The sequence below is a fragment of the Novosphingobium soli genome, from assembly GCF_042432915.1.
Classification (GTDB): domain Bacteria; phylum Pseudomonadota; class Alphaproteobacteria; order Sphingomonadales; family Sphingomonadaceae; genus Novosphingobium; species Novosphingobium soli.
Window position 1 is genome coordinate 1 of the sequence record NZ_JBHLWK010000009.1, and the last position, 18,440, is coordinate 18,440.

At 67.7% G+C, this 18,440-nt stretch carries 18 protein-coding genes and 1 tRNA gene; 11 read left to right on the forward strand and 8 right to left on the reverse strand.

What is annotated here, in order from left to right:
• Positions 1 to 171: 171 nt before the first annotated feature.
• On the reverse strand, positions 172 to 1,395 hold the full coding sequence (locus ACFFJC_RS05395; RefSeq protein ID WP_379486476.1) for an NADP-dependent isocitrate dehydrogenase: 1,224 nt from the start codon (positions 1,393 to 1,395) through the stop codon (positions 172 to 174).
• A 144-nt stretch (positions 1,396 to 1,539) separates the two neighbouring features.
• Here ACFFJC_RS05395 and ACFFJC_RS05400 point away from each other — a divergent pair, with 144 nt between their 5' ends.
• Positions 1,540 to 2,301 (forward strand): crotonase/enoyl-CoA hydratase family protein, encoded by a 762-nt coding sequence (locus tag ACFFJC_RS05400; protein WP_379486477.1) that lies wholly within the window; start codon positions 1,540 to 1,542, stop codon positions 2,299 to 2,301.
• A gap of 116 nt (positions 2,302 to 2,417) precedes the next feature.
• Positions 2,418 to 2,594: a ribosome modulation factor gene (locus ACFFJC_RS05405; protein WP_379486478.1), complete on the forward strand. Its 177-nt coding sequence runs from the start codon at positions 2,418 to 2,420 to the stop codon at positions 2,592 to 2,594.
• Positions 2,595 to 2,846: 252 nt separating this feature from the next.
• On the opposite strand, the gene ACFFJC_RS05410 is transcribed toward ACFFJC_RS05405, so the two are convergent.
• Positions 2,847 to 2,921 (reverse strand) — tRNA-Val (locus ACFFJC_RS05410).
• A 99-nt stretch (positions 2,922 to 3,020) separates the two neighbouring features.
• Complete coding sequence (gene cpdR, locus ACFFJC_RS05415) at positions 3,021 to 3,395, reverse strand: cell cycle two-component system response regulator CpdR (RefSeq protein WP_379486479.1); 375 nt, start codon at positions 3,393 to 3,395, stop codon at positions 3,021 to 3,023.
• A gap of 178 nt (positions 3,396 to 3,573) precedes the next feature.
• On the opposite strand from cpdR, the gene ACFFJC_RS05420 reads away from it, so the two are divergent.
• Positions 3,574 to 4,527 (forward strand): N-formylglutamate amidohydrolase, encoded by a 954-nt coding sequence (locus ACFFJC_RS05420; RefSeq protein WP_379486480.1) that lies wholly within the window; start codon positions 3,574 to 3,576, stop codon positions 4,525 to 4,527.
• 271 nt (positions 4,528 to 4,798) lie between these two features.
• Here the strand turns inward: ACFFJC_RS05420 and ACFFJC_RS05425 are convergent, their stop codons facing one another.
• Together ACFFJC_RS05425 and ACFFJC_RS05430 are read right to left on the reverse strand one after the other, a co-directional pair.
• The gene (locus ACFFJC_RS05425; RefSeq protein ID WP_379486481.1) at positions 4,799 to 5,584 is read right to left on the reverse strand and encodes a SapC family protein; all 786 of its coding nucleotides are present in this window, start codon (positions 5,582 to 5,584) and stop codon (positions 4,799 to 4,801) included.
• Between the two features lie 131 nt (positions 5,585 to 5,715).
• The gene (locus ACFFJC_RS05430; RefSeq protein WP_379486482.1) at positions 5,716 to 7,146 is read right to left on the reverse strand and encodes an FAD-binding oxidoreductase; all 1,431 of its coding nucleotides are present in this window, start codon (positions 7,144 to 7,146) and stop codon (positions 5,716 to 5,718) included.
• Positions 7,147 to 7,296: 150 nt separating this feature from the next.
• On the opposite strand from ACFFJC_RS05430, the gene ACFFJC_RS05435 reads away from it, so the two are divergent.
• Both ACFFJC_RS05435 and ACFFJC_RS05440 read left to right on the forward strand, forming a co-directional pair.
• On the forward strand, positions 7,297 to 7,899 hold the full coding sequence (locus ACFFJC_RS05435) for a hypothetical protein (protein ID WP_379486483.1): 603 nt from the start codon (positions 7,297 to 7,299) through the stop codon (positions 7,897 to 7,899).
• Between the two features lie 196 nt (positions 7,900 to 8,095).
• Positions 8,096 to 9,517 carry a DEAD/DEAH box helicase gene (locus ACFFJC_RS05440; protein WP_379486484.1) on the forward strand — a complete coding sequence of 474 codons (1,422 nt, stop codon included), beginning with the start codon at positions 8,096 to 8,098 and terminating at the stop codon, positions 9,515 to 9,517.
• Positions 9,518 to 9,554: 37 nt separating this feature from the next.
• Here ACFFJC_RS05440 and htpX read toward each other — a convergent pair whose 3' ends face one another.
• Positions 9,555 to 10,472, reverse strand: a complete 918-nt coding sequence (gene htpX, locus ACFFJC_RS05445; protein ID WP_379486485.1) for a zinc metalloprotease HtpX — start codon at positions 10,470 to 10,472, stop codon at positions 9,555 to 9,557.
• Positions 10,473 to 10,602: 130 nt separating this feature from the next.
• On the opposite strand from htpX, the gene ACFFJC_RS05450 reads away from it, so the two are divergent.
• Entirely contained in the window at positions 10,603 to 11,232 is a 630-nt protein-coding gene (locus tag ACFFJC_RS05450; protein ID WP_379486486.1) for a TetR/AcrR family transcriptional regulator, read from the forward strand.
• 12 nt (positions 11,233 to 11,244) lie between these two features.
• Here ACFFJC_RS05450 and ACFFJC_RS05455 read toward each other — a convergent pair whose 3' ends face one another.
• Complete coding sequence (locus ACFFJC_RS05455) at positions 11,245 to 12,423, reverse strand: amidohydrolase family protein (RefSeq protein WP_379486487.1); 1,179 nt, start codon at positions 12,421 to 12,423, stop codon at positions 11,245 to 11,247.
• Positions 12,424 to 12,613: 190 nt separating this feature from the next.
• Between ACFFJC_RS05455 and ACFFJC_RS05460 the strand changes: the two genes are divergently transcribed.
• The 3 genes from ACFFJC_RS05460 to galE all read left to right on the forward strand — a co-directional run bounded on the left by ACFFJC_RS05460 (position 12,614) and on the right by galE (position 15,562).
• Positions 12,614 to 13,594, forward strand: coding sequence for an NAD(P)H-dependent flavin oxidoreductase (locus tag ACFFJC_RS05460; RefSeq protein ID WP_379486488.1), 981 nt, complete (start codon positions 12,614 to 12,616; stop codon positions 13,592 to 13,594).
• 27 nt (positions 13,595 to 13,621) lie between these two features.
• Positions 13,622 to 14,404, forward strand: a complete 783-nt coding sequence (locus tag ACFFJC_RS05465; protein ID WP_379486489.1) for an enoyl-CoA hydratase-related protein — start codon at positions 13,622 to 13,624, stop codon at positions 14,402 to 14,404.
• Positions 14,405 to 14,542: 138 nt separating this feature from the next.
• Positions 14,543 to 15,562 (forward strand): UDP-glucose 4-epimerase GalE, encoded by a 1,020-nt coding sequence (gene galE / locus ACFFJC_RS05470; protein ID WP_379486490.1) that lies wholly within the window; start codon positions 14,543 to 14,545, stop codon positions 15,560 to 15,562.
• Between the two features lie 96 nt (positions 15,563 to 15,658).
• Here galE and ACFFJC_RS05475 read toward each other — a convergent pair whose 3' ends face one another.
• Positions 15,659 to 16,900 (reverse strand): CaiB/BaiF CoA transferase family protein, encoded by a 1,242-nt coding sequence (locus ACFFJC_RS05475; protein ID WP_379486491.1) that lies wholly within the window; start codon positions 16,898 to 16,900, stop codon positions 15,659 to 15,661.
• A gap of 156 nt (positions 16,901 to 17,056) precedes the next feature.
• On the opposite strand from ACFFJC_RS05475, the gene ACFFJC_RS05480 reads away from it, so the two are divergent.
• Both ACFFJC_RS05480 and ACFFJC_RS05485 read left to right on the forward strand, forming a co-directional pair.
• Positions 17,057 to 17,839, forward strand: coding sequence for an SDR family NAD(P)-dependent oxidoreductase (locus ACFFJC_RS05480; RefSeq protein WP_379486492.1), 783 nt, complete (start codon positions 17,057 to 17,059; stop codon positions 17,837 to 17,839).
• An 80-nt stretch (positions 17,840 to 17,919) separates the two neighbouring features.
• Positions 17,920 to 18,402, forward strand: a complete 483-nt coding sequence (locus ACFFJC_RS05485) for a VOC family protein (protein ID WP_379486493.1) — start codon at positions 17,920 to 17,922, stop codon at positions 18,400 to 18,402.
• Positions 18,403 to 18,440 lie beyond the last annotated feature (38 nt).

Genomic DNA, 18,440 nt, shown 5'->3' on the forward strand with positions numbered 1-18,440 from the left:
GCGCTGCCACCTCCCCATCGCTTCGCGACAGGGAGGAGTGCCCGCGCCCATCCTCCCCGTTCCGCAGGAATGGGGAGGGGGACCGCCCGCGCAGCGGGGGGTGGAGGGGTAACAAGAAAAAGCCCGCCGCTCTTGCGAGCGGCGGGCTCTTGTTCAGCCTCTAGGCCATGGTCAGGCCCAGTTGGCCATCTCGGCTTCGAGGTTCTGGACGATGGCCTCGAAGAACTGCTCGGTGGTCATCCAGGACTGGTCCGGGCCGATCAGCAGCGCGAGGTCCTTGGTCATCTTGCCGCTCTCGACGGTCTCGATGCAGATGCGCTCGAGCGTCTCGGCGAACTTCACCACTTCGGGCGTGCCGTCGAACTTGCCGCGGTAGGTCAGGCCCTGGGTCCAGGCGAAGATCGAGGCGATCGGGTTGGTCGAGGTCGCCTTGCCCTGCTGGTGCTGGCGGTAGTGGCGGGTGACGGTGCCGTGCGCGGCCTCGGCCTCCACGGTCTTGCCGTCGGGCGCCATGAGGACCGAGGTCATCAGGCCCAGCGAGCCGAAGCCCTGCGCGACGGTGTCCGACTGCACGTCGCCGTCGTAGTTCTTGCAGGCCCAGACGAACTTGCCCGACCACTTGAGCGCCGAGGCGACCATGTCGTCGATCAGGCGGTGCTCGTAGGTTATGCCGGCCGCCTTGAACTTCTCGGCGAAGCCTTCCTTGTCGAAGACTTCCTGGAACAGGTCCTTGAAGCGCCCGTCATAGGCCTTGAGGATGGTGTTCTTGGTCGACAGGTACACCGGCCAGCCGAGGTTGAGGCCGTAGTTGAACGAGGCGCGCGCGAAGTCGCGGATCGACTCGTCGAGGTTGTACATCGCCATGGCGACGCCCGGAGCCGGGAAGTCGAACACGTCGAGGTCGATCTTCTCGCCGTTCTCACCGTCCCACACCAGGCGCAGCTTGCCGGCGCCCGGGATCAGGGTGTCGGTGGCGCGGTACTGGTCGCCGAAGGCGTGGCGGCCGACGACGATGGGGTCGGTCCAGCCCGGAACCAGGCGGGGGACGTTCGAGATCACGATCGGCTCGCGGAAGACGACGCCGCCCAGGATGTTGCGGATCGTGCCGTTGGGCGACTTCCACATCTTCTTGAGGCTGAATTCCTCGACGCGGGCCTCGTCCGGGGTGATCGTGGCGCACTTGACGGCGACGCCGTACTGCTTCGTCGCGTTCGCGGCGTCGACGGTGATCTGGTCCTCGGTCTCGTCGCGCTTCTCGACCGAGAGGTCGTAGTACTTGAGGTCGACGTCGAGGTAGGGGAGAATGAGACGCTCACGGATCCACTGCCAGATGATCCGCGTCATTTCATCGCCGTCCATCTCGACGATGGGGTTCGCAACCTTGATCTTCGCCATTCTAGGAACACTCCCCTGGGGTGAGAATTGCGCCGTCTCTAGCAGGGCAGGGCGGCATGGCAAGGCCATGGACGGCAGCGTGGCGGCTTTACAGGCCGGGTCTGCCGCTCCAGCCTGTCACTTGTCGCAGGAGAGGAGCAGGTGATGGAAGAAGAGGTGCTGGTCGCCGCAGCCGGGGCCGTGCTGGAGGTGACGATCAACCGTCCCGCGCAGCGCAATGCCATGACCAGGGCGGCGGCCGAGGCGATCGGTCGGGCGATGGATCGCCTCGACGCGGACGACGATCTGCGCTGCGCGATCCTGACCGGCGCCGGCGGGACCTTCTGCGCCGGCATGGACCTCAAGGGCTTCCTGCGCGGCGAGCTGCCGGTCGACGAGCGCGGCGGCTTCGGCGGCATCTGCACCTGGACGCCGAACAAGCCCATCATCGCCGCGGTCGACGGCGCCGCCTTCGCCGGCGGGTTCGAACTCGCGCTCGCGTGCGACCTGATCGTCGCGAACGAGGACGCCCGCTTCGGCATCCCCGAGGTCAAGCGTGGGCTCGTCGCAGCGGGAGGAGGCGCGATCCAGCTGCCGCGATTGCTGCCGCGGCCACTGGCGATGGAACTGGCGCTGACCGGCGAGCCGATCGGGGCGCGAAGGGCGCGGGAGCTCGGTCTCGTCAACCGGGTGACCGAGGGACCCGCGATCCACGCCGCACGCGACCTCGCGCAAGTGATCGCCGCCAACGCCCCGCTCGCAGTTGCAGCATCGAAGGGGATCGTCCGGGATTCCTGGCTGTGGCCAGCGGAGGAGGCGAACGCGCTGCAGGCACCCTACGTAGCGCGCGTGTTCGAATCGCAGGACGCGCGCGAAGGCGCCCGGGCGTTCGCGGAAAAGCGCGCTCCGGAGTGGAAGAACCGCTGACGGCGGATTTTCTGTCCAACGGTTCACCGCGGCAGGAGGTCGGCCGATCCGCTCAGGAGGAACGATGGCAACACAGGTTGCGTTGCGCTGCGCAAAACACGATCCAAGGTTTCGCATTGACTCTGCACCACCGCGCTTATGCCTGGGGCGTCAAGGCCGCGCAGGGCGGCCTCGGCCCTTCGGACAACCCGTACCTGAACGCCAGCGCCCGCGCTGCCTGGTCGTCGGGATACGAATCCGTCTTCGTCCTGGAGAGGACCAGCCACGCGGCCGCGAGCAAGTGCCGCTGTTGAAGCAGGGGTGACAGCCGGCTCGGGTGAAAGCCGGGCGGTGCTTCCGACAACCCGATCAGCGGACACGTGATCTCTGTTTGAGCGACCGACCGGGGCGTCGAGCGCTCCGGTACTCCTCGGCCAGCATCCTGTCAGGCGCGTCCTTCTGCGCCCAATCTATCACGCCAGACTCGCGCCGCAGGTGGCGAGATCGCGGCGTTGCGTTCCCAAGAAAAACCCCGCTAAGTCCTGAGACTTGCGGGGCTTCTGGAATGGTGGGCGTAGCAAGGATTGAACTTGCGACCCCTACGATGTCAACATAGTGCTCTACCACTGAGCTATACGCCCATTCCACTCGAGCGTCCCCGGCAGGTGTCCCCGCCGGAGGACTGGCCCTCTAGCCTCGGTTGTTTTCCGATGCAAGCGCCTTGCGGAGAAAAAATTCACTTACAGCGTGGCGTGTTCGCTCAGGCCGAAGACGCGCTGCACTTCCATCACGATGTCGCGCAAATGGAAGGGCTTGGACAGGATCTTGGCATGCGGAGCCTCACGACTGGCGCGCAGGGAGACGGCGGCGAAGCCGGTGATGAACATGACTTTGGTGGCGGGCGAGATCTCGGCGCAGCGCTGGGCGAGCTCGATGCCGTCCATCTCCGGCATGACGATGTCGGACAGCAGCAGATCGAACTCGTCATTCGCGAGATGGGGCAGCGCAGCGGTGCCCCGGTCCACCGCGACGACGCTGTAGCCCGCATTCTGCAGTGCCCGCGCCAGGTAGGTGCGCATGGCGTCGTCGTCTTCTGCGAGGAGGATGCGGATCATCGCGGGTATCCAGTTTTCCGTACGGTCTTATTGCCTGGGTGAGGCGGGCTGTCCGTAGGTCCGTAGCCTCCCGGGGCGCGGGCATAAAGGCGAACGGGTTAAAATTCTCGACCCGTTTTGGCGCTGACCAGTTACGGGACGCTTTGACACGACGAACCGAAAGGCACAGCTTCGCGCCATGATCGAACCATCCGGCGAGGACGATTCGCACGAGGAGCGGGGCGGGTGGATTCCCGGCGCTCCGGGTCTGCCAGCCTTCTCCCTCGTCTCCTCCACGCCTTCCGCGCTGCCCGTGCTGATCGCCGCTCCGCACGGCGGCCGCACCTATCCGCGCCCGCTCCTGGCCGACTTGCGGCAGGGGGAGGGCGTGACCCTGAGGCTGGAGGACCGCTATGTCGACCGGCTGGCGCAAGGCGTCGCGCGGGCGACCGGCGCGGCGCTGCTGGTGGCGCTGGCGCCGCGGGCGATGATCGACCTCAACCGCGCACCCGACGATGTCGACTGGGAGATGTTCGCGCGCGCGGCGCGGCCGGCCGGCAGCCTGCCCGAGCCGAGTCGCCGGGTGCGCAGCGGGCTGGGCGTGATCCCGCGGCGCCTGCCCGGCACCGGTGACTTGTGGCGGCGGCCACTCCAGGCGCAGGACTTGCGCGAGCGGCTCTCCGGCGTCCACGAGCCTTACCACGCGGCGCTGGATCGCGCGCTGGCGCGGCTGCGCGAGCGGTGGGGCGCCGCTTTGCTGATCGACCTTCATTCGATGCCGCCGCTCTCGCCCCGGCCGGGCACCCCCGGCGCGCAGGTGGTCATCGGCGACCGCTTCGGCGCCACCTGCCATGGCAGCATCGTCGCCGCCACCTTTGCGCACCTCGCGCGCACCGGGCGCGAGGCGGCGCACAATCGCCCTTATGCAGGCGGCTACGTGCTGGAGCGGCACGCCGCTCCGGACGAGGGTGTCCACGCGCTGCAGGTCGAGATCGATCGCAGCCGCTACCTGGACGCGGACATGGTCGAGCCCGGCCCGGGCATGGCGGCGATGATCGAGGACCTCGCGGCGCTGGTGCGGCGGCTTGCCGGGGTGGTCGTGGAGCTGGGCGGCGAGGAGGCGAACCGGGACTGGCCGCTCGCCGCCGAGTGAGCCGCGCACTGGCCTGGGCCATGAAAAAACCACCTCGCGCGATGCGCGAGGTGGCCAAGGTTCAGGGAGGAGGTGCACGATGTGCACCAGCCCGACCGGGCCATGAGGGTAGCGCCGACCGGGTAGGGCTTACATAGGCCTACCCGGTTCGACATTCAAGCGATTCGTGATGCAGAGCGATGGTGGAAAGTCCAGAGCTCAGTTTTGACCACCCATCGATTCGAGCGACACTGTGACAAAAGTGTCATAAGCTGCCGCTCGTAAAGGTGAATCAGCCGTTCACCGAGGCGGGGGGCGGCGTGAAGTTCGGCACCTTGCCCTGGGTCGCCTGGCGGCTGAAGATGTCGCGGACCAGTTCGAGCGAGAAGAGGTGCGCATAGATCAGCGGCAGCAGGCCGCTCTGGTTCCACTGGCGCAGGACGTCGCCGCGCACTTCGCGCAGCTTGTTCTCGTCGACCATCTGGAAGCCCCGATAGGTGAAGGGCTGGCCGGTGCCGATGTCGATGTTGAGCTCGCCGTCCATCAGCAGCTTGTGCTTTTCAAGCTCGGCCATGAAGCTGGCGGTCTTGCTGCCGGCCATTTCGAAGTTCTCGCAGAACTTGAGCATGTTGCGCGTGGCTTCGCTCGGCTCGCCGTCGACGAACAGCGGCTCGCCTTCCTCGATCTCGCCGACCAGGTCACTGGTCGGGTCGACGCACAGCGACAGCTCGTCCGCGTCGGGGCGCAACTTGGCGAGCATGAAGGGATAGCGGCGCGCATAGGCCGGGATGTAGGCCGCGGAGTTCACCGTGCCGTCGTCCTCGACGAAGACGTTCGCGCCCTCGTTCATGCCCATCAGCACCAGCGGAACCGGGTTCTCGCCGGCGGTGAAGATGATCGGGTAGAAGCGCTGCGCCTGCGGGAACTCCTCGACGGTGAGAGGCACCGAATTGATGCCGGCCAGCCAGGTCGCCTTGTCGGTGGTGCGCGTCTTCCAGTTCGCATGCTGCTGCGAATTGAGCGGAATCAGGTCCTTGTAGAACAGGGGCAGGGCTGGATTCTGAGGCGCGCTGGCCATTGCGTTACTCTCCGCGAGGATGGGGCAGTCTTGGGAAGGCGCCCGCTTTAGTGGCTGGACCGCAGCCGCGCAAGCGCGCCCGCCGCCGTGCGGCGATTCGGCCTAGCCGGAGGGCGGCAGCGGTCGCGGCGTCAGACCAGCTTGCCGGGATTGAGCAACCCGGCGGGGTCCAGCGCCCGCTTGACCGCGCGCAGCATATGCAGCGCCACCGGGTCCCCGAGCCGCGCCAGCTCGTCGCGCTTGAGCTGGCCGATGCCGTGCTCGGCGGAGATCGACCCGCCCCATTCGGTGACGAGATCGTGGACCCGCCGGCTGATCGCCTTGCCGTCGCGTGCCTGCCAGCCGGGGCCGTCGGTGACCGACGGCGCGATCACGTGGTAGTGGACGTTGCCGTCGCCCAGGTGGCCGAAGGCGATCGCCTCGGTGCCGGGGAACTCGGCCTCGATCATCGGCGCGGTGGTCTCGACGAAGGCCGGCATCGCCTCGACCGGGACCGAGATGTCGTGCTGCACGGCGGGACCGCGGGCGCGCTCGGCGGCGGGCACCGTCTCGCGTATCAGCCAGAACGCCTCGGCTTGCGCGTCGCTGGCCGACATCGCCGCGTTCTCGACGAGGTCCGCCTCCAAGGCCGCTGCCATCATCGTCTCGCAGCGCTCGCGCAGCGTCTCGGCGCCGCTCCGGTCCGAAACCACCTCGACCAGGACATGCCAGGGGTGACGGCCGGCGAGCGGGGGGCGGGCGGTGGGCAGGTGCTCGCGCACCGCGTCGATGCTGGCCTGGGGCATCACCTCGAAGCCTTCCAGCGCTTCGCCCTCCATTCCCTCGCAATGGAGCAGGAGCGCCCGTGCGGCGTGCAGCGAGCTGACTCCGGCCCAGATCACCACCCGCTCCGCCACCGCCGGCAGCAGGCGCAGCGTCGCGGCCGTGACGATGCCCAGCGTGCCTTCCGAGCCGATGAGGAGCTGCTTCAAATCGAAGCCGCGGTTATCCTTCTTTAGCGGCGTCAGTTGCGAGAAGATCTGCCCGTCCGCCAGCACCGCCTCCAGCCCCAGCACCAGCGCCCGCATCGAACCGTGGCGCAGCACCTGCGAGCCGCCGGCGTTGGTCGAGATGAGGCCGCCCACCGTGGCGGAGCCCTTGCCGCCCAGCGTGAGCGGAAACCGCAGGTCGTGCGCCGCCGCCGCCTCGTGCAGGGTCTGGAGGATCACCCCGGCCTCGCAGGTGACCCGCCTTGCTTCCCCATCGATCGCGCGGATCGCGTTCATGCGGCGCAGCGAGAGGAGCAGCGCGGTTCCCGAGGCATCCGGCGTGGCGCCGCCGGACATGCCGGAGTTGCCGCCCTGCGGGACGATCGGAACGCCGTGGTCGACGCAGAGCCGCACCAGCGCCGAAAGCTCGGCAGCGTCGGCGGGGGAGGCGAGCGCACAGGCCTTGCCGGAGTAGCGCCCGCGCCAGTCGGTCAGCCACGGGCCGACCAGCTCGGGGTCGGTGGTCAGTCCGCGCGGGCCGAGCAGCGCGGCCGCTTCATCGAGGAACGGGCTTGCGGGAGGGGCGGTGTCCATGGCGCCGCTATGGCACAGCGCGGGGCCGCTTTCATCCTCGCAGTGGGACGCGGTGCCATCGCAAGGGCGCGGCGGGAGTTAAGCGACGGTTCAAGCTCTTGCCCTAAGGGGGACAAGTCGGCATGGCCGAGTCCGGGGACCCGATCGCGAATGAGCTTCACCTCCGCCTTGCTCTATCCCATCCTGCTGCTGTTTCCCGCAGCCGCCGGCGACCTTGCGTCACGCCCGGAGGAGGATGGCGCGAGCGGCGAAGGGCATGCTGCCGAGGAAGCGGGCGCAAGCCCCTCCTGGCCGGCGCTGGCGATCCCTGCAGACGCGCCGGAGGCGGTGTTCGGCTTGGGGCTGCTGCCCGATGCCGTGCCGCAGGATGCGTGGCAGGTGCGGATCGAACAGCGCATGACCATCCGCATCAGCCCGCGCGCCGCCGCCCCGCCGCCCAACATGTTCGTGGGAATACCGGGCGAGGGTCCGGCCCAAGTGTCGGAGCGCAAGATCGGCAAGTGCCTGTCGATCTCCGGCATCGCCTCGGTCTATCCCGATCGCGCCAACCGCCTGCTGCTGGTGATGCGCGACCGCCGGGTGGTGAGCGCCGAGCTCGACCGCTCCTGCCGCGCGCGCGATTTCTACTCGGGCTTCTACCTCGAACGGAGCGAGGACGGGCGTCTGTGCGTGGACCGCGACACCTTGCTCTCGCGCAGCGGCATGAACTGCAAGCTCACGCGGATCCGCCAGCTCGTCGAGGAGGAGCACTGACGGCGGGTATCCGCGCGGTGCGCCCGCAGCTCTCGCCGTATCGAACAGCCGGTGCTTCCCGGTTTTCCTTGACTTTCCTGCGATTTCCCGCATAGGCGGCGCTGTCGCGCGTCTGGCGTCGGCGGTGGGCTGTGTGCTCCGCCCCGGCCTCATGCCGCTGCGTGGACCGTAACTTTTCCGGAAAAATCAAACGCCTATGAGCTTCGCCGATCTCGGCCTGTCAGACGAATTGCTGCAAGCGGTAGAGGCCGCGGGCTACAGCGAGCCGACTCCGATCCAGGCGCAGGCGATCCCGCCGGTCCTCATGATGAAGGACCTGATCGGCATCGCGCAGACGGGCACCGGCAAGACCGCCGCCTTCGTGCTTCCGATGATCGACATCCTGGGGCACGGCCGCCGCCGCGCGCTGATGCCGCGCTCGCTGATCCTGGAGCCGACGCGCGAACTGGCGGCGCAGGTGGCCGAGAACTTCGAGAAGTACGGCCAGAACCACGACCTGAAGATGGCGCTGCTGATCGGCGGCGTGCAGATGGGCGACCAGCTCAAGGCGCTGGCCGGCGGCGTGGACGTGCTGATCGCCACCCCGGGGCGCCTGATGGACCTGTTCGAGCGTGGCAAGATCATGCTCACCGGCTGCGAACTGCTCGTCATCGACGAGGCCGACCGCATGCTCGACATGGGCTTCATCCCGGATATCGAGACGATCTGCTCGAAGCTGCCGACCAACCGGCAGACGCTGCTGTTCTCGGCGACGATGCCGCCGGTGATCAAGAAGCTGGCCGACCGCTTCCTCACCAATCCCAAGTACATCGAGGTCGCACGGCCGGCGACGACCAACCTCAACATCGTCCAGCACAAGGTGGCGGTGCCCGCGCGCAAGAAGCGCGAGGCGCTGCGCGAACTGCTGCGCACCGACAACGTCACCACCGCGATCGTCTTCGCCAACCGCAAGACCACCGTCCGCGAACTGGCCAAGAGCCTCAAGCAGCACGGCTTCTCGGCCGGCGAGATCCACGGCGACATGGACCAGCCCGCGCGCAATGCCGAGCTGGAGCGCTTCAAGGCGGGCGACATCAGCATCCTGTGCGCGTCCGACGTCGCCGCGCGCGGACTCGACGTCAAGGGCGTGAGCCACGTCTTCAACTTCGACACGCCCTGGCATCCGGACGACTACGTCCACCGCATCGGCCGCACCGGCCGCGGCGGTGCCACCGGCCGCGCCTTCACCTTCGTCGCGCCCGAAGACGCCGAGGCGATCGCCAATGTTGAGAAGCTGACCGGCGGCCCGATCCCGGTCTACCAGCTGGCGGGCGACGCCGGTGCCGAGCCGCGCGAGGCGGCTGCCGCGGAGAAGCCCGCGCGCCGCGAAGAAAAGCCCCGGCGCGCCCGCCGCGAGGAGCCGCGCGCCGAACGTGCGCCGCGCGAGGAGCGCGCCGAACGCGCGCCGCGCCGCGAGCAGCCCGAGGAGCCGCGTCGCGAGACGGCCGAGGCGCCGCGCCGCGACCGCCGCGCCGAGCCGAAGGGGCGCCGCCGCGAGCCTGCGCCGTTCGATGCGCCCGACGAAGGCGGCTGGAACGGTCCGGTGCCGCAGTTCCTGAGCGTGTCCGCGCTGACCTGAGCCGGGCCTGCGGATCGCGCCCGAAGATCGGCGCGGATCAGCGCCGGTTCGGATCCAGCGCCGAGCGGCCGCGGCCCGGCCGCCTCAGTTCGGCCGTGGCGCTGCGGGGCCGCGCAGCGGGCGGTATGTCGCGCTGGTCTTCCATCGCCATCAGCGCGGCGATGCGCTTCTCGGTCGCGGGATGGGTGGAGAACAGGTCCGACACCGAGGACGGCACGATGTAGAGCTGCGCGGCGGCCGGGTTGCGCATCACGGCCGGATTGTGCAGCCGCGCCGCCGGTCCCGCGATCTTGGCGAGCGCCGAGGCGAGGGCACGCGGATTGCCGCTGATCTCCGCCCCCGCCCGGTCCGCGCTGAACTCGCGCGTGCGGCTGATCGCCATCTGCACGATCATGGCGGCAAAGGGCGCCATGAACACCGCCGCGAGCGCCGCCAGCGGGTTGGGACGGTCCTCGCCACGGCCGCCGAAGAACAGGCCGAAGTTAGCGATCATGGAGATGGCGCCGGCGATCGTCGCCACCATCGTCATGATCAGGGTGTCGCGGTTCTTCACATGGCCGAGCTCGTGCGCCATGACGCCCGCCACTTCCTCGCGCGTGAGCATGTCGAGCAGCCCCGTGGTGGCCGCCACCGCGGCATGCTGCGGGTCGCGGCCGGTGGCGAAGGCGTTGGGCGCGGCGGTGTCGATCAGGTAGACGCGCGGCATCGGCAAGCCGGCGCGCTGCGCCAGCCCGGCGACGAGCGCGTGGAACTCGGGCGCGCTGCGCGCATCCACCTCGCGTGCGTTGTGAAGCCTGAGAACGATCGAGTCCGCGTTCCAGAACGTGAACAGGTTCATGCCTGCCGCCACCATGAGCGCGATGACGGCGCCCCCGGTGCCGCCGAACAGGTAGCCCAGCCCCATGAACAGCGCCGTCAGCGCCGCCAGCAGCATGGCCGTCTTCATTCCGTTCACTTCGCGTACGCTCCCTTGCGATGTTCCGGAAATCTAGGTGGGAACCGGCGGCTTTCAATGGCGCTTGGCACCGGGTACGCGGACCGATACAGGCGGTAACTTCACCGCAACCGGCAGGAAAGAGAGCGGATTGGCGAGCTCCGAACCCCAGGCGAAGCGGCGCCGTCGATCATCCGCGGAAGTCGCCGATCGCATCCTGGAGGCGGCTGCCGATGAGTTCGAGCGGTACGGCTATGCAGGAGCCACCACCGCGGCCATCGCTCGCCGCGCCGACGTGACCGAGGCCCAGATATTCCGCCTTCACGCGTCCAAGCAGGACCTGTTCCGCGCGGCCATCTTCACGCCGCTGAACCGCCACTTCGCCGCGTTCCAGGCGCGCAGCAGCACTGCCTCGGGCGAGGGGAGGGACCTTGCCCGCGCCTATATCGGCGAGTTGCTGGACTTCATGGCGGGCCACTCGCGCATGTTCCTGTCGCTGGTCGTGGCGCACGCCTACTCGCCCGAGGCGACCGGCGGGATCGACGCACTCGATGGGTTGCAGGACTATTTCGGCAAGGGCGAAGCGATGTCGCGCGCGCGGATCGAAGGCGACCCGCCGATCGCACCCGAGCTGATGGTGCGCGTCTCCTTTGCGGCGGTCCTCGCCAACCTCATGTTCCGCGACTGGCTCTTCCCGCCGGGACTGGCCAGCGACGCCGAGATCCGCGACGCCATCGCCGCGTTCGTGATACAGGGCATCGAGGCCAACGGCCCGGTCTGAGCCGGGTCCCGGTCAGCCGATGTCAAAGCCGAACACGCGGGCGGCGTTCTCCGACAGCGTCTTGCGCGTATCCTCCACCGACAGCGCCTCTGTCATCTTGAGCGCGACCTCGCGCGAGCGCGGCCAGATGGTCGCCGAGTGGGGGTAGTCCGACGAGAACATCGTCATGCTCGACATCCACGGCCACCGCCCGGTCTCGATCATCTGGTATCCGCAGTAGTCGTCGACGTTGGTGGTGAAGACGTTTTTGCCGATGAACTCGACCGGGCTGTGCTTGAGCTTCACCGGAAACCACGACTTTTGGATGTCCCAGTGGTGCTCCATGGTCTGGACCCAGAACGGCGCCCACCCACAATCGACCTCTGCGCCGACCATCTTCAGATTGGGGTACTGGTCGAAGATGCCGGCGAAGATCAGGTACGAGAACGGCTTCAGGCACGAGAAATAGCGCGTCACGATGCCGCCGATCGAGACCTTGTCCTCCTGCAGCCGGTCCCAGTCGGTGGCATCCGGCGGCCCGCCGTGGTTGCGGTGCATGCACAAGGTCAGCCCCAGCTCGTCCGCCGCTTGCCAGATGGGGTGATAGTGCGTCGGGTGATTGTAGGGGATCGTCGGGTTGCCGGGGACGTACATCGCCCGCGCGCCCTTCTTCGCGCAGCGCCTCATTTCGGCGACGGCGTGCTCGATCCCCAACTCGGTGGGGTTGATCGCCAGGCCGCAAAGCCGGCGCGGGTCGGCGGCCTGGAAATCGTCGAGGATCCAGTCGTTGTAGGCGACGAAGCCGGCGGCTGCGACCTCCCGGTCGGGATGGGTGTAGAGCGAAGGGCCGAATCCCGGATAGGTGACCGAGGCCCAGACGCCGTCGACGTCCATGTCCGAGAGGTGCGCGGCACCGTCGTAGTTGCCCTGCCGCAAGTCGGCATGGCGCAGGCCCGACATGCGGTACTCGCTCTTGTCGAAGCCCGCCATGCACTCGAGCCCGTACGTGCGCTTGGGCGGCGTTCCGTCGATGCTCCAGCCCTCGCCGCCGTCGCGTCCCTCGACCACGCGCGGGGCCTTGTCCTTCAGGTGCTGCGGGAAGCGATCGATGAAGAGGTTGCGCGGTTCGTTGATGTGGTTGTCGGCGCTGATGAGCTTGATGCCAAGTTCTTCGATGCGATCCTTCGGACGCTGCAGAGCGGCGGTGGCCATGGCGATTCTCCCTTTCGCTTATCCCGCAGCATACGCTTGCCGCTTTATGTAGCAAGCGCTTGGTATTGGTTCGCTGCCACGATGGTCAAGCTCGATGGCCGTACGGTGGTCTTCGCTGCCTTGATGGGGCGGTCGCCATGGCATAGCCGGGGGAGGGGCCGTGCCGGCCGGAGAGGGAGCAGCGAGAACCATGCCATTTAAGACCCGCGTCACAGAGATGCTCGGTATCGAGCACCCGATCGTCCAGGGTGGCATGCAGGGCGTGGGCTACGCGGAACTGGCCAGCGCCGTCTCCAACGCCGGCGGCCTCGGTACGCTGACCGCGCTCACCCAGCCCAGCCCCGAAGCGCTGCGCGAGGAGATCGAGCGCTGCCGCGCGATGACCGACAAGCCGTTCGCGGTGAACATCACCGTGCTCCCCACGATTCTTCCGCCCGACTACAAGGGCTATGCCCAGGCGGCGATCGACGGCGGCGTGAAGATCATCGAGACCGCCGGCACCCAGCAGGTGCGCGAGATCTGGGAGATGGTGAAGCCTCACGGCATCAAGATCCTGCACAAGTGCACCGCGGTCCGCCACGCTCTCTCGGCCGAAAAGCATGGCTGCGACATCATCTCGATCGACGGCTTCGAGTGTGCCGGCCATCCCGGTGAAGACGACATTCCCGGCCTGATCCTCATTCCCGCTGCCGCGGACAAGGTGAAGATCCCCATGCTCGCCTCCGGCGGCATCGGCGACGGCCGCGGCCTCGTCGCCGCGCTGGCACTGGGCGCGGAGGGCATCAACATGGGAACCCGCTTCTGCGCCACGCAGGAGGCCCCGATCCACGACAACGTGAAGGCCAAGTACGTCGAGAACGACGAGCGCGGGACCAACCTGATCTTCCGCAAGTTCAAGAACACCGCGCGCGTGGGCAAGAACGAGGTGTCGGATCAGGTGGTCGAGATATCGGCCCGGCCGGAGTCCACGTTCGAGGACATCCGCCCTCTCGTCGCGGGAGCAGTCGGGCGCGAACTGCTCCAGACCGGCGACTTGTCCAAGGGTATCTTCTGGGCCGGCATGGTGCAGGGGCTGATTCATGATGTCCCCACCTGCCGCGAACTGATCGAAAGAATTGTTGGCGAGGCCGAGGAAATCGTGAAGGCACGGCTGGGCGGCATGCTTGCCTGACGTCGGTCCGGCCCCGAGGAGATTTCCATGAGCTACGAGCACATCCTCTACACTCTCGAGGACGGCGTCGCCCGCGTCTCGCTCAACGACCCGAAGACCATGAACGGCGTGACCGAGGCGATGGGCCATGAGATCGTCGACGCTCTGGACCAGGCCGCGCGCGACGCCCGGGCGGTGCTGGTCACGGGCGAGGGGAAGGCGTTCTGCTCCGGCGCCAACCTGTCCGCGGCGCAGGACCTTTTGTCCGATCCGATGCGCGACATCGGCGGTCAGCTCGACCGCGCGTTCAATCCCGTCATCATGGGGATCAAGCGGATGGAGCAACCGGTCATCACCGCGATCCGCGGTCCAGCGGCAGGCTTCGGCGCCGGCCTCGCAGCGGCTGGCGACATCGTGCTCATGGCTGAGGGATCTTACTTCTTCTGTGCCTTCTGCCATGTCGGCCTGGTGCCGGACGGCGGCGCGACCTACCTGCTGGCGCAGGCTGTCGGGCGGGTGCGCGCCATGCAGATGATGCTGCTGGGCGAGAAGATCGACGCCCGGACCGCCCTCGACTGGGGCCTCGCCACCCGCGTCGTGGCTGAGCCGGACCTGGAGGACGAAGCGATGAAGCTGGCGCGCAGCCTGGCGAGAGGTCCGCGCTCGCTGGGCTTGATCAAGCGCATGGCCTGGGATGCGCTGGACTCCAGCCTCGAGACCGCGCTCCAGGCCGAGCGCCGGGGCCAGCGCGAAGCGGGGCGGACGCAGGACTTCCTCGAAGGCGTCACCGCATTTGTCGAAAAGCGCAAGCCGGCCTTCGAGGGGCAGTGATCCCCACCTCTGGCGGGGACTGCGGTTTCGCCGCGGGAGTGGTTGGGTTCAGCGTGGAGGCAAATGCGGGTGGCGTCGATTGACGCGGTGCAGCATCGGCCATATCCAACTGACGGCACCAGCGAGCGCAGGACAATCATGACCACCAAGCAGCCAGTCCTCGTCACCGGTGGTGCGGGTTACATCGGCAGCCATGCCGTCCTCGCCCTGCGGGACGCCGGGTGGGATGTGGCGGTGATCGACAACCTGGTGACGGGCTTTCGCTTCGCCATTCCGGACGGCGTGCCCTTCTACGAAGGCGACATAGAGGATGCTGGGCTGCTCGCACGCATCTTTGCCGAACAGGGCATGGGTAATCGCAAGGGTGCAATCATGCACTTCGCCGGTTCGGTCGTCGTTCCCGAATCCGTCGAAAATCCGCTGAAGTACTATGGAAACAACACGGCAAAGACCCGCGCGCTGGTGGAGAGCGCCGTCACTGCCGGCGTGCCACACTTCATCTTCAGCTCGACCGCGGCGACCTACGGCATCCCGAAAGTCTCACCGGTGACGGAGGACAGTCCGCAGGTCCCGATCAATCCCTACGGCATGTCCAAGCTGATGACGGAGACCATGCTGGCCGACGTCGCGCGGGCGCACGATTTCAACTACTGTGCCTTGCGCTACTTCAACGTGGCCGGCGCCGACCCGCAGGGCCGCACGGGGCAGTCGACTGCAGGCGCGACCCACCTCATCAAGGTGGCGGTCGAGGCTGCGCTCGGCAAGCGCAACCACGTCGTGGTGTTCGGCACCGATTTCGACACCCCCGACGGCACGGGCGTGCGTGACTATATCCATGTCTCCGATCTCGCCGCGGCGCACGTCCTGGCGCTGGAAGCGCTGATCGCACAGCCTCACCGCTCGCTGGCGATGAACTGCGGCTATGGCCGTGGCTTCTCCGTGCTGGACGTGCTCGACGCCGTCGACCGCGTCACCAACCGCAAGCTTGAGCGTCGGCTCGACGGACGGCGCGCGGGCGATCCCGACTCGCTGATCTCCGACAACAGCCGCATCCGCGCCATGCTCCCCTGGGTACCGCGCTACGACGATCTGCCCACCATGGTCGAGCATGCGCTGGCGTGGGAGCGCCGGCTCAGCGAACTGGCGCCCGGACGCTAGACGAAGGGCAGGGGCGGTGACGGAGGTCGATGCCAGTGCGGCAGCCGATCTGCCAAATCGCGCCGCCAGACCCCGGCGGTACCGCCGCTTAAGCCTTCAGATGACCCGGGCCTCGCGCAACGCGGCGACCTGGGCATCGTCGTAGCCGAGCTCGGCCAGGATCGCGTCGGTATGCTCGCCCAGCATGGGCGGCGGCATGCGGATCGTCGCAGGGCTCTCCGACATCTTTGCCAGCGGGCTGGCGATCAGGTCGACCGAGCCGCTTTCGGCCCAGGCATGCGGCGTGGTCGCGCGAAGGCCGCGGTGCTGCACCTGCGGGTCCTCCCAGACGTCGGCCAGCTCATTGTAGCGCGCGGCGGGGATGCCCGCGCCGTCCAGCATCGCCTGCACCTCTGTCGTCGGAAAGCGGCGGCTCCAGGCGTTGATGATCTCCATCAGTTCGGCCCTGTTGCTCTTGCCGCGCTTGAGGTTGGAGTCGAAGCGGGGGTCCTCGTTGAGTTCGGGCTGCTCCATCAGAACCGTCAGCCGCCGCCAGTGCTCGTCCGTGCCGGCGGTCAGATAGATGATGCCGTCCGCGCAGTGAATGAGGTCTGCCGGGCCCCCTCCGTTGCCGCCGTTGCCCAGGCGGGGCGGCGCGTTGCCGCTGATGAGGTAGTCCTGCATGATGTGGCTGACCATCGCGACCGAGCTGTCGAGCAGGGCGATGTCGATGTACTGGCCCTCGCCGGTGCGATTGCGGTGCATCAGCGCGCCCAGGATCGCAAGCGCAGTGTTGTGGCCGGTGACGAAGTCGACGAGGCTCGGGCCCGTCTTGAGCGGGCCCGCCCCGGGCTGGCCATCAGGGATGCCGGTCACCGCCATCATGCCGCCGGTCGCCTGGAAGAGACCGTCGTAACCGGGCAGCGCCGCCATCGGGCCCGTCTGTCCGAAGCCCGTCACCGAGCAGTAGATAAGGCCCGGGTTGAGTGCGCGCAGGCTCTCGTAGTCCAGGCCGAAGCGCTTGAGATCGCCCACCTTGTAATTCTCGATCAGGACGTCCGCCGTCTTCACCAGATCGCGCAGCACCTGCTGCCCTTCGGGCTTCGCGTGGTTGAGCGTGATCGAGCGCTTGTTGCGGTTGGAGACGGTGAAGAAGCTGGAATGCCGGGTCTCCACGCCGTCCTTGCCGGGGATCCAGGAGAAGCCGTAGCCGCGCCCATCGTCGCCCACGCCCGGGCGCTCGATCTTGATGACGTCCGCCCCGAGGTCGCCGAGGATCTGCGCGCCGACCGGCGCAGCGAAGACACGGCTCATGTCGATGACGCGGATGCCCTCGAGGGCGGATTTGGTGGTGGTCATGGGCTCTTCGCTTGGGATTGGAACGGCTCCTGCCTACCCAGCCGGGCGAGTGTGGCAAAGCTGCGCCCGGGCAATACCGCCGGGGCGGTTCGACGCTCGCCGGAGCCGCGGCTACCACGATGCGGAAGACAGGCATGCAGGGGAAGGAACGTCGAGGTGAAGGTAGCGATCATCACGGGTGCGGGCAGCGGCATCGGCCTTGAGACCGCGAAGATCCTCCACGGCGAAGGCTTTGCCATCGTCGGCGTCGGGCGGAGCAGGGACAAGCTGGCGACACTCGAAGCCGCGATCGGCAACCCCGATCACGTGCTGGCGATCAGCGCCGATGTCACCGACCCCGCCGCACCAGCGGCGATCGTGGCCCAGACCCTGGAGCGGTTCGGCCGGATCGACGCTCTCGTCAACAACGCCGGCGTCGGCAGCCCCAAGCCGCTCGACGAGACGGACGACGAGACGCTCGACGATTTTCTGGACATCATGCTGGTGGCGCCGTTCCGCCTGTGCCGAGACGTGATCCCGCACCTCGGCGAAGGGGCCAGCGTGGTGAACGTGACAAGTACCTTCGCGCACATCGGCGGCCGCCGCGGCGGTGCCTATTCGGCCGCGAAGGGCGGTCTGAAGTCCCTGACCGAGCACATGGCGTGCGAGTACGGGCCGCGCGGCGTCCGCTCCAACTGCGTCGCGCCCGGTGTGACCATGACCGACATGGTCCGCCACCGCTTCGAAGACGAGGGGTTCAAGCGCAACAATGTCGAGACGACGCCCTATCCGCGACTGGCGCAGCCGGAGGACATCGCCTCTGTGATCGCCTTTCTCTGCCTGCCCGGCAGCGAGATGATCAACGGGCAGTCGATCGTCGTCGACGGCGGGTGGACGGCCACCAAGTACCTCTCTCCGCGCGTGACGCGGACCCAGTGGATCGAGCCTGACGAAGCTTGATCCTCTCGGGGCAAGGATCGGCCATTGTCATGGCCGTTCCCGGGGCGGATAGTGCCCGGAAAAGCAGACGGGAGAGCACCATGATCCGCGGCATACACCACATCGGCATGAATTGCCGTGACTTGGAGCGGATGAAGCGCTTCTACTGCGACGCCTTCGGGTTCGAGCCTGTGGACGACGGGTTCGCATGGGCCGGCGAGCCAGTGATGGATCATATCGTCGACGTGCCCGGGTCGGCCGCCCGTGGCTGCATGCTGCGGGCGGGGAGCTGCTACATCGAGATGTTCGAGTACTCGTCTCCCCCGTCCGACCTCAGCCGTCCCTTGCGGCCCAATGACCGGGGCTACACGCACTTCTGCATCGACGTGACCGACATCGAGGCTGACATCGCGCATCTGGAAGCCTGCGGGATGACGTTCGGGGATCGCACCTTCGTCGACGTCGGTCATGTCAGCACGCTCTACGGTTACGATCCGGAGGGCAACGTTATCGAAGTGCAGCAATGCGCGCCCGCCAACGGCTTCACGCTCGAGGAACTGCGGGAGCGTGCACCTGCGCTTTGATACGGCAGCGGCGACAGCGCCAGCATGTGCGCCAGCGG

Bases quoted from the DNA above. Each gene is read 5' to 3' on its own strand.
- ACFFJC_RS05395 (WP_379486476.1), bottom strand. From the start codon at position 1,395: ATGGCGAAGATCAAGGTTGCGAACCCCATCGTCGAGATGGACGGCGAT.
- ACFFJC_RS05400 (WP_379486477.1), top strand. From the start codon at position 1,540: ATGGAAGAAGAGGTGCTGGTCGCCGCAGCCGGGGCCGTGCTGGAGGTG.
- cpdR (WP_379486479.1), bottom strand. From the start codon at position 3,395: ATGATCCGCATCCTCCTCGCAGAAGACGACGACGCCATGCGCACCTAC.
- ACFFJC_RS05420 (WP_379486480.1), top strand. From the start codon at position 3,574: ATGATCGAACCATCCGGCGAGGACGATTCGCACGAGGAGCGGGGCGGG.
- ACFFJC_RS05425 (WP_379486481.1), bottom strand. From the start codon at position 5,584: ATGGCCAGCGCGCCTCAGAATCCAGCCCTGCCCCTGTTCTACAAGGAC.
- ACFFJC_RS05430 (WP_379486482.1), bottom strand. From the start codon at position 7,146: ATGGACACCGCCCCTCCCGCAAGCCCGTTCCTCGATGAAGCGGCCGCG.
- ACFFJC_RS05435 (WP_379486483.1), top strand. From the start codon at position 7,297: ATGAGCTTCACCTCCGCCTTGCTCTATCCCATCCTGCTGCTGTTTCCC.
- ACFFJC_RS05440 (WP_379486484.1), top strand. From the start codon at position 8,096: ATGAGCTTCGCCGATCTCGGCCTGTCAGACGAATTGCTGCAAGCGGTA.
- ACFFJC_RS05455 (WP_379486487.1), bottom strand. From the start codon at position 12,423: ATGGCCACCGCCGCTCTGCAGCGTCCGAAGGATCGCATCGAAGAACTT.
- ACFFJC_RS05460 (WP_379486488.1), top strand. From the start codon at position 12,614: ATGCCATTTAAGACCCGCGTCACAGAGATGCTCGGTATCGAGCACCCG.
- ACFFJC_RS05465 (WP_379486489.1), top strand. From the start codon at position 13,622: ATGAGCTACGAGCACATCCTCTACACTCTCGAGGACGGCGTCGCCCGC.
- galE (WP_379486490.1), top strand. From the start codon at position 14,543: ATGACCACCAAGCAGCCAGTCCTCGTCACCGGTGGTGCGGGTTACATC.
- ACFFJC_RS05475 (WP_379486491.1), bottom strand. From the start codon at position 16,900: ATGACCACCACCAAATCCGCCCTCGAGGGCATCCGCGTCATCGACATG.
- ACFFJC_RS05485 (WP_379486493.1), top strand. From the start codon at position 17,920: ATGATCCGCGGCATACACCACATCGGCATGAATTGCCGTGACTTGGAG.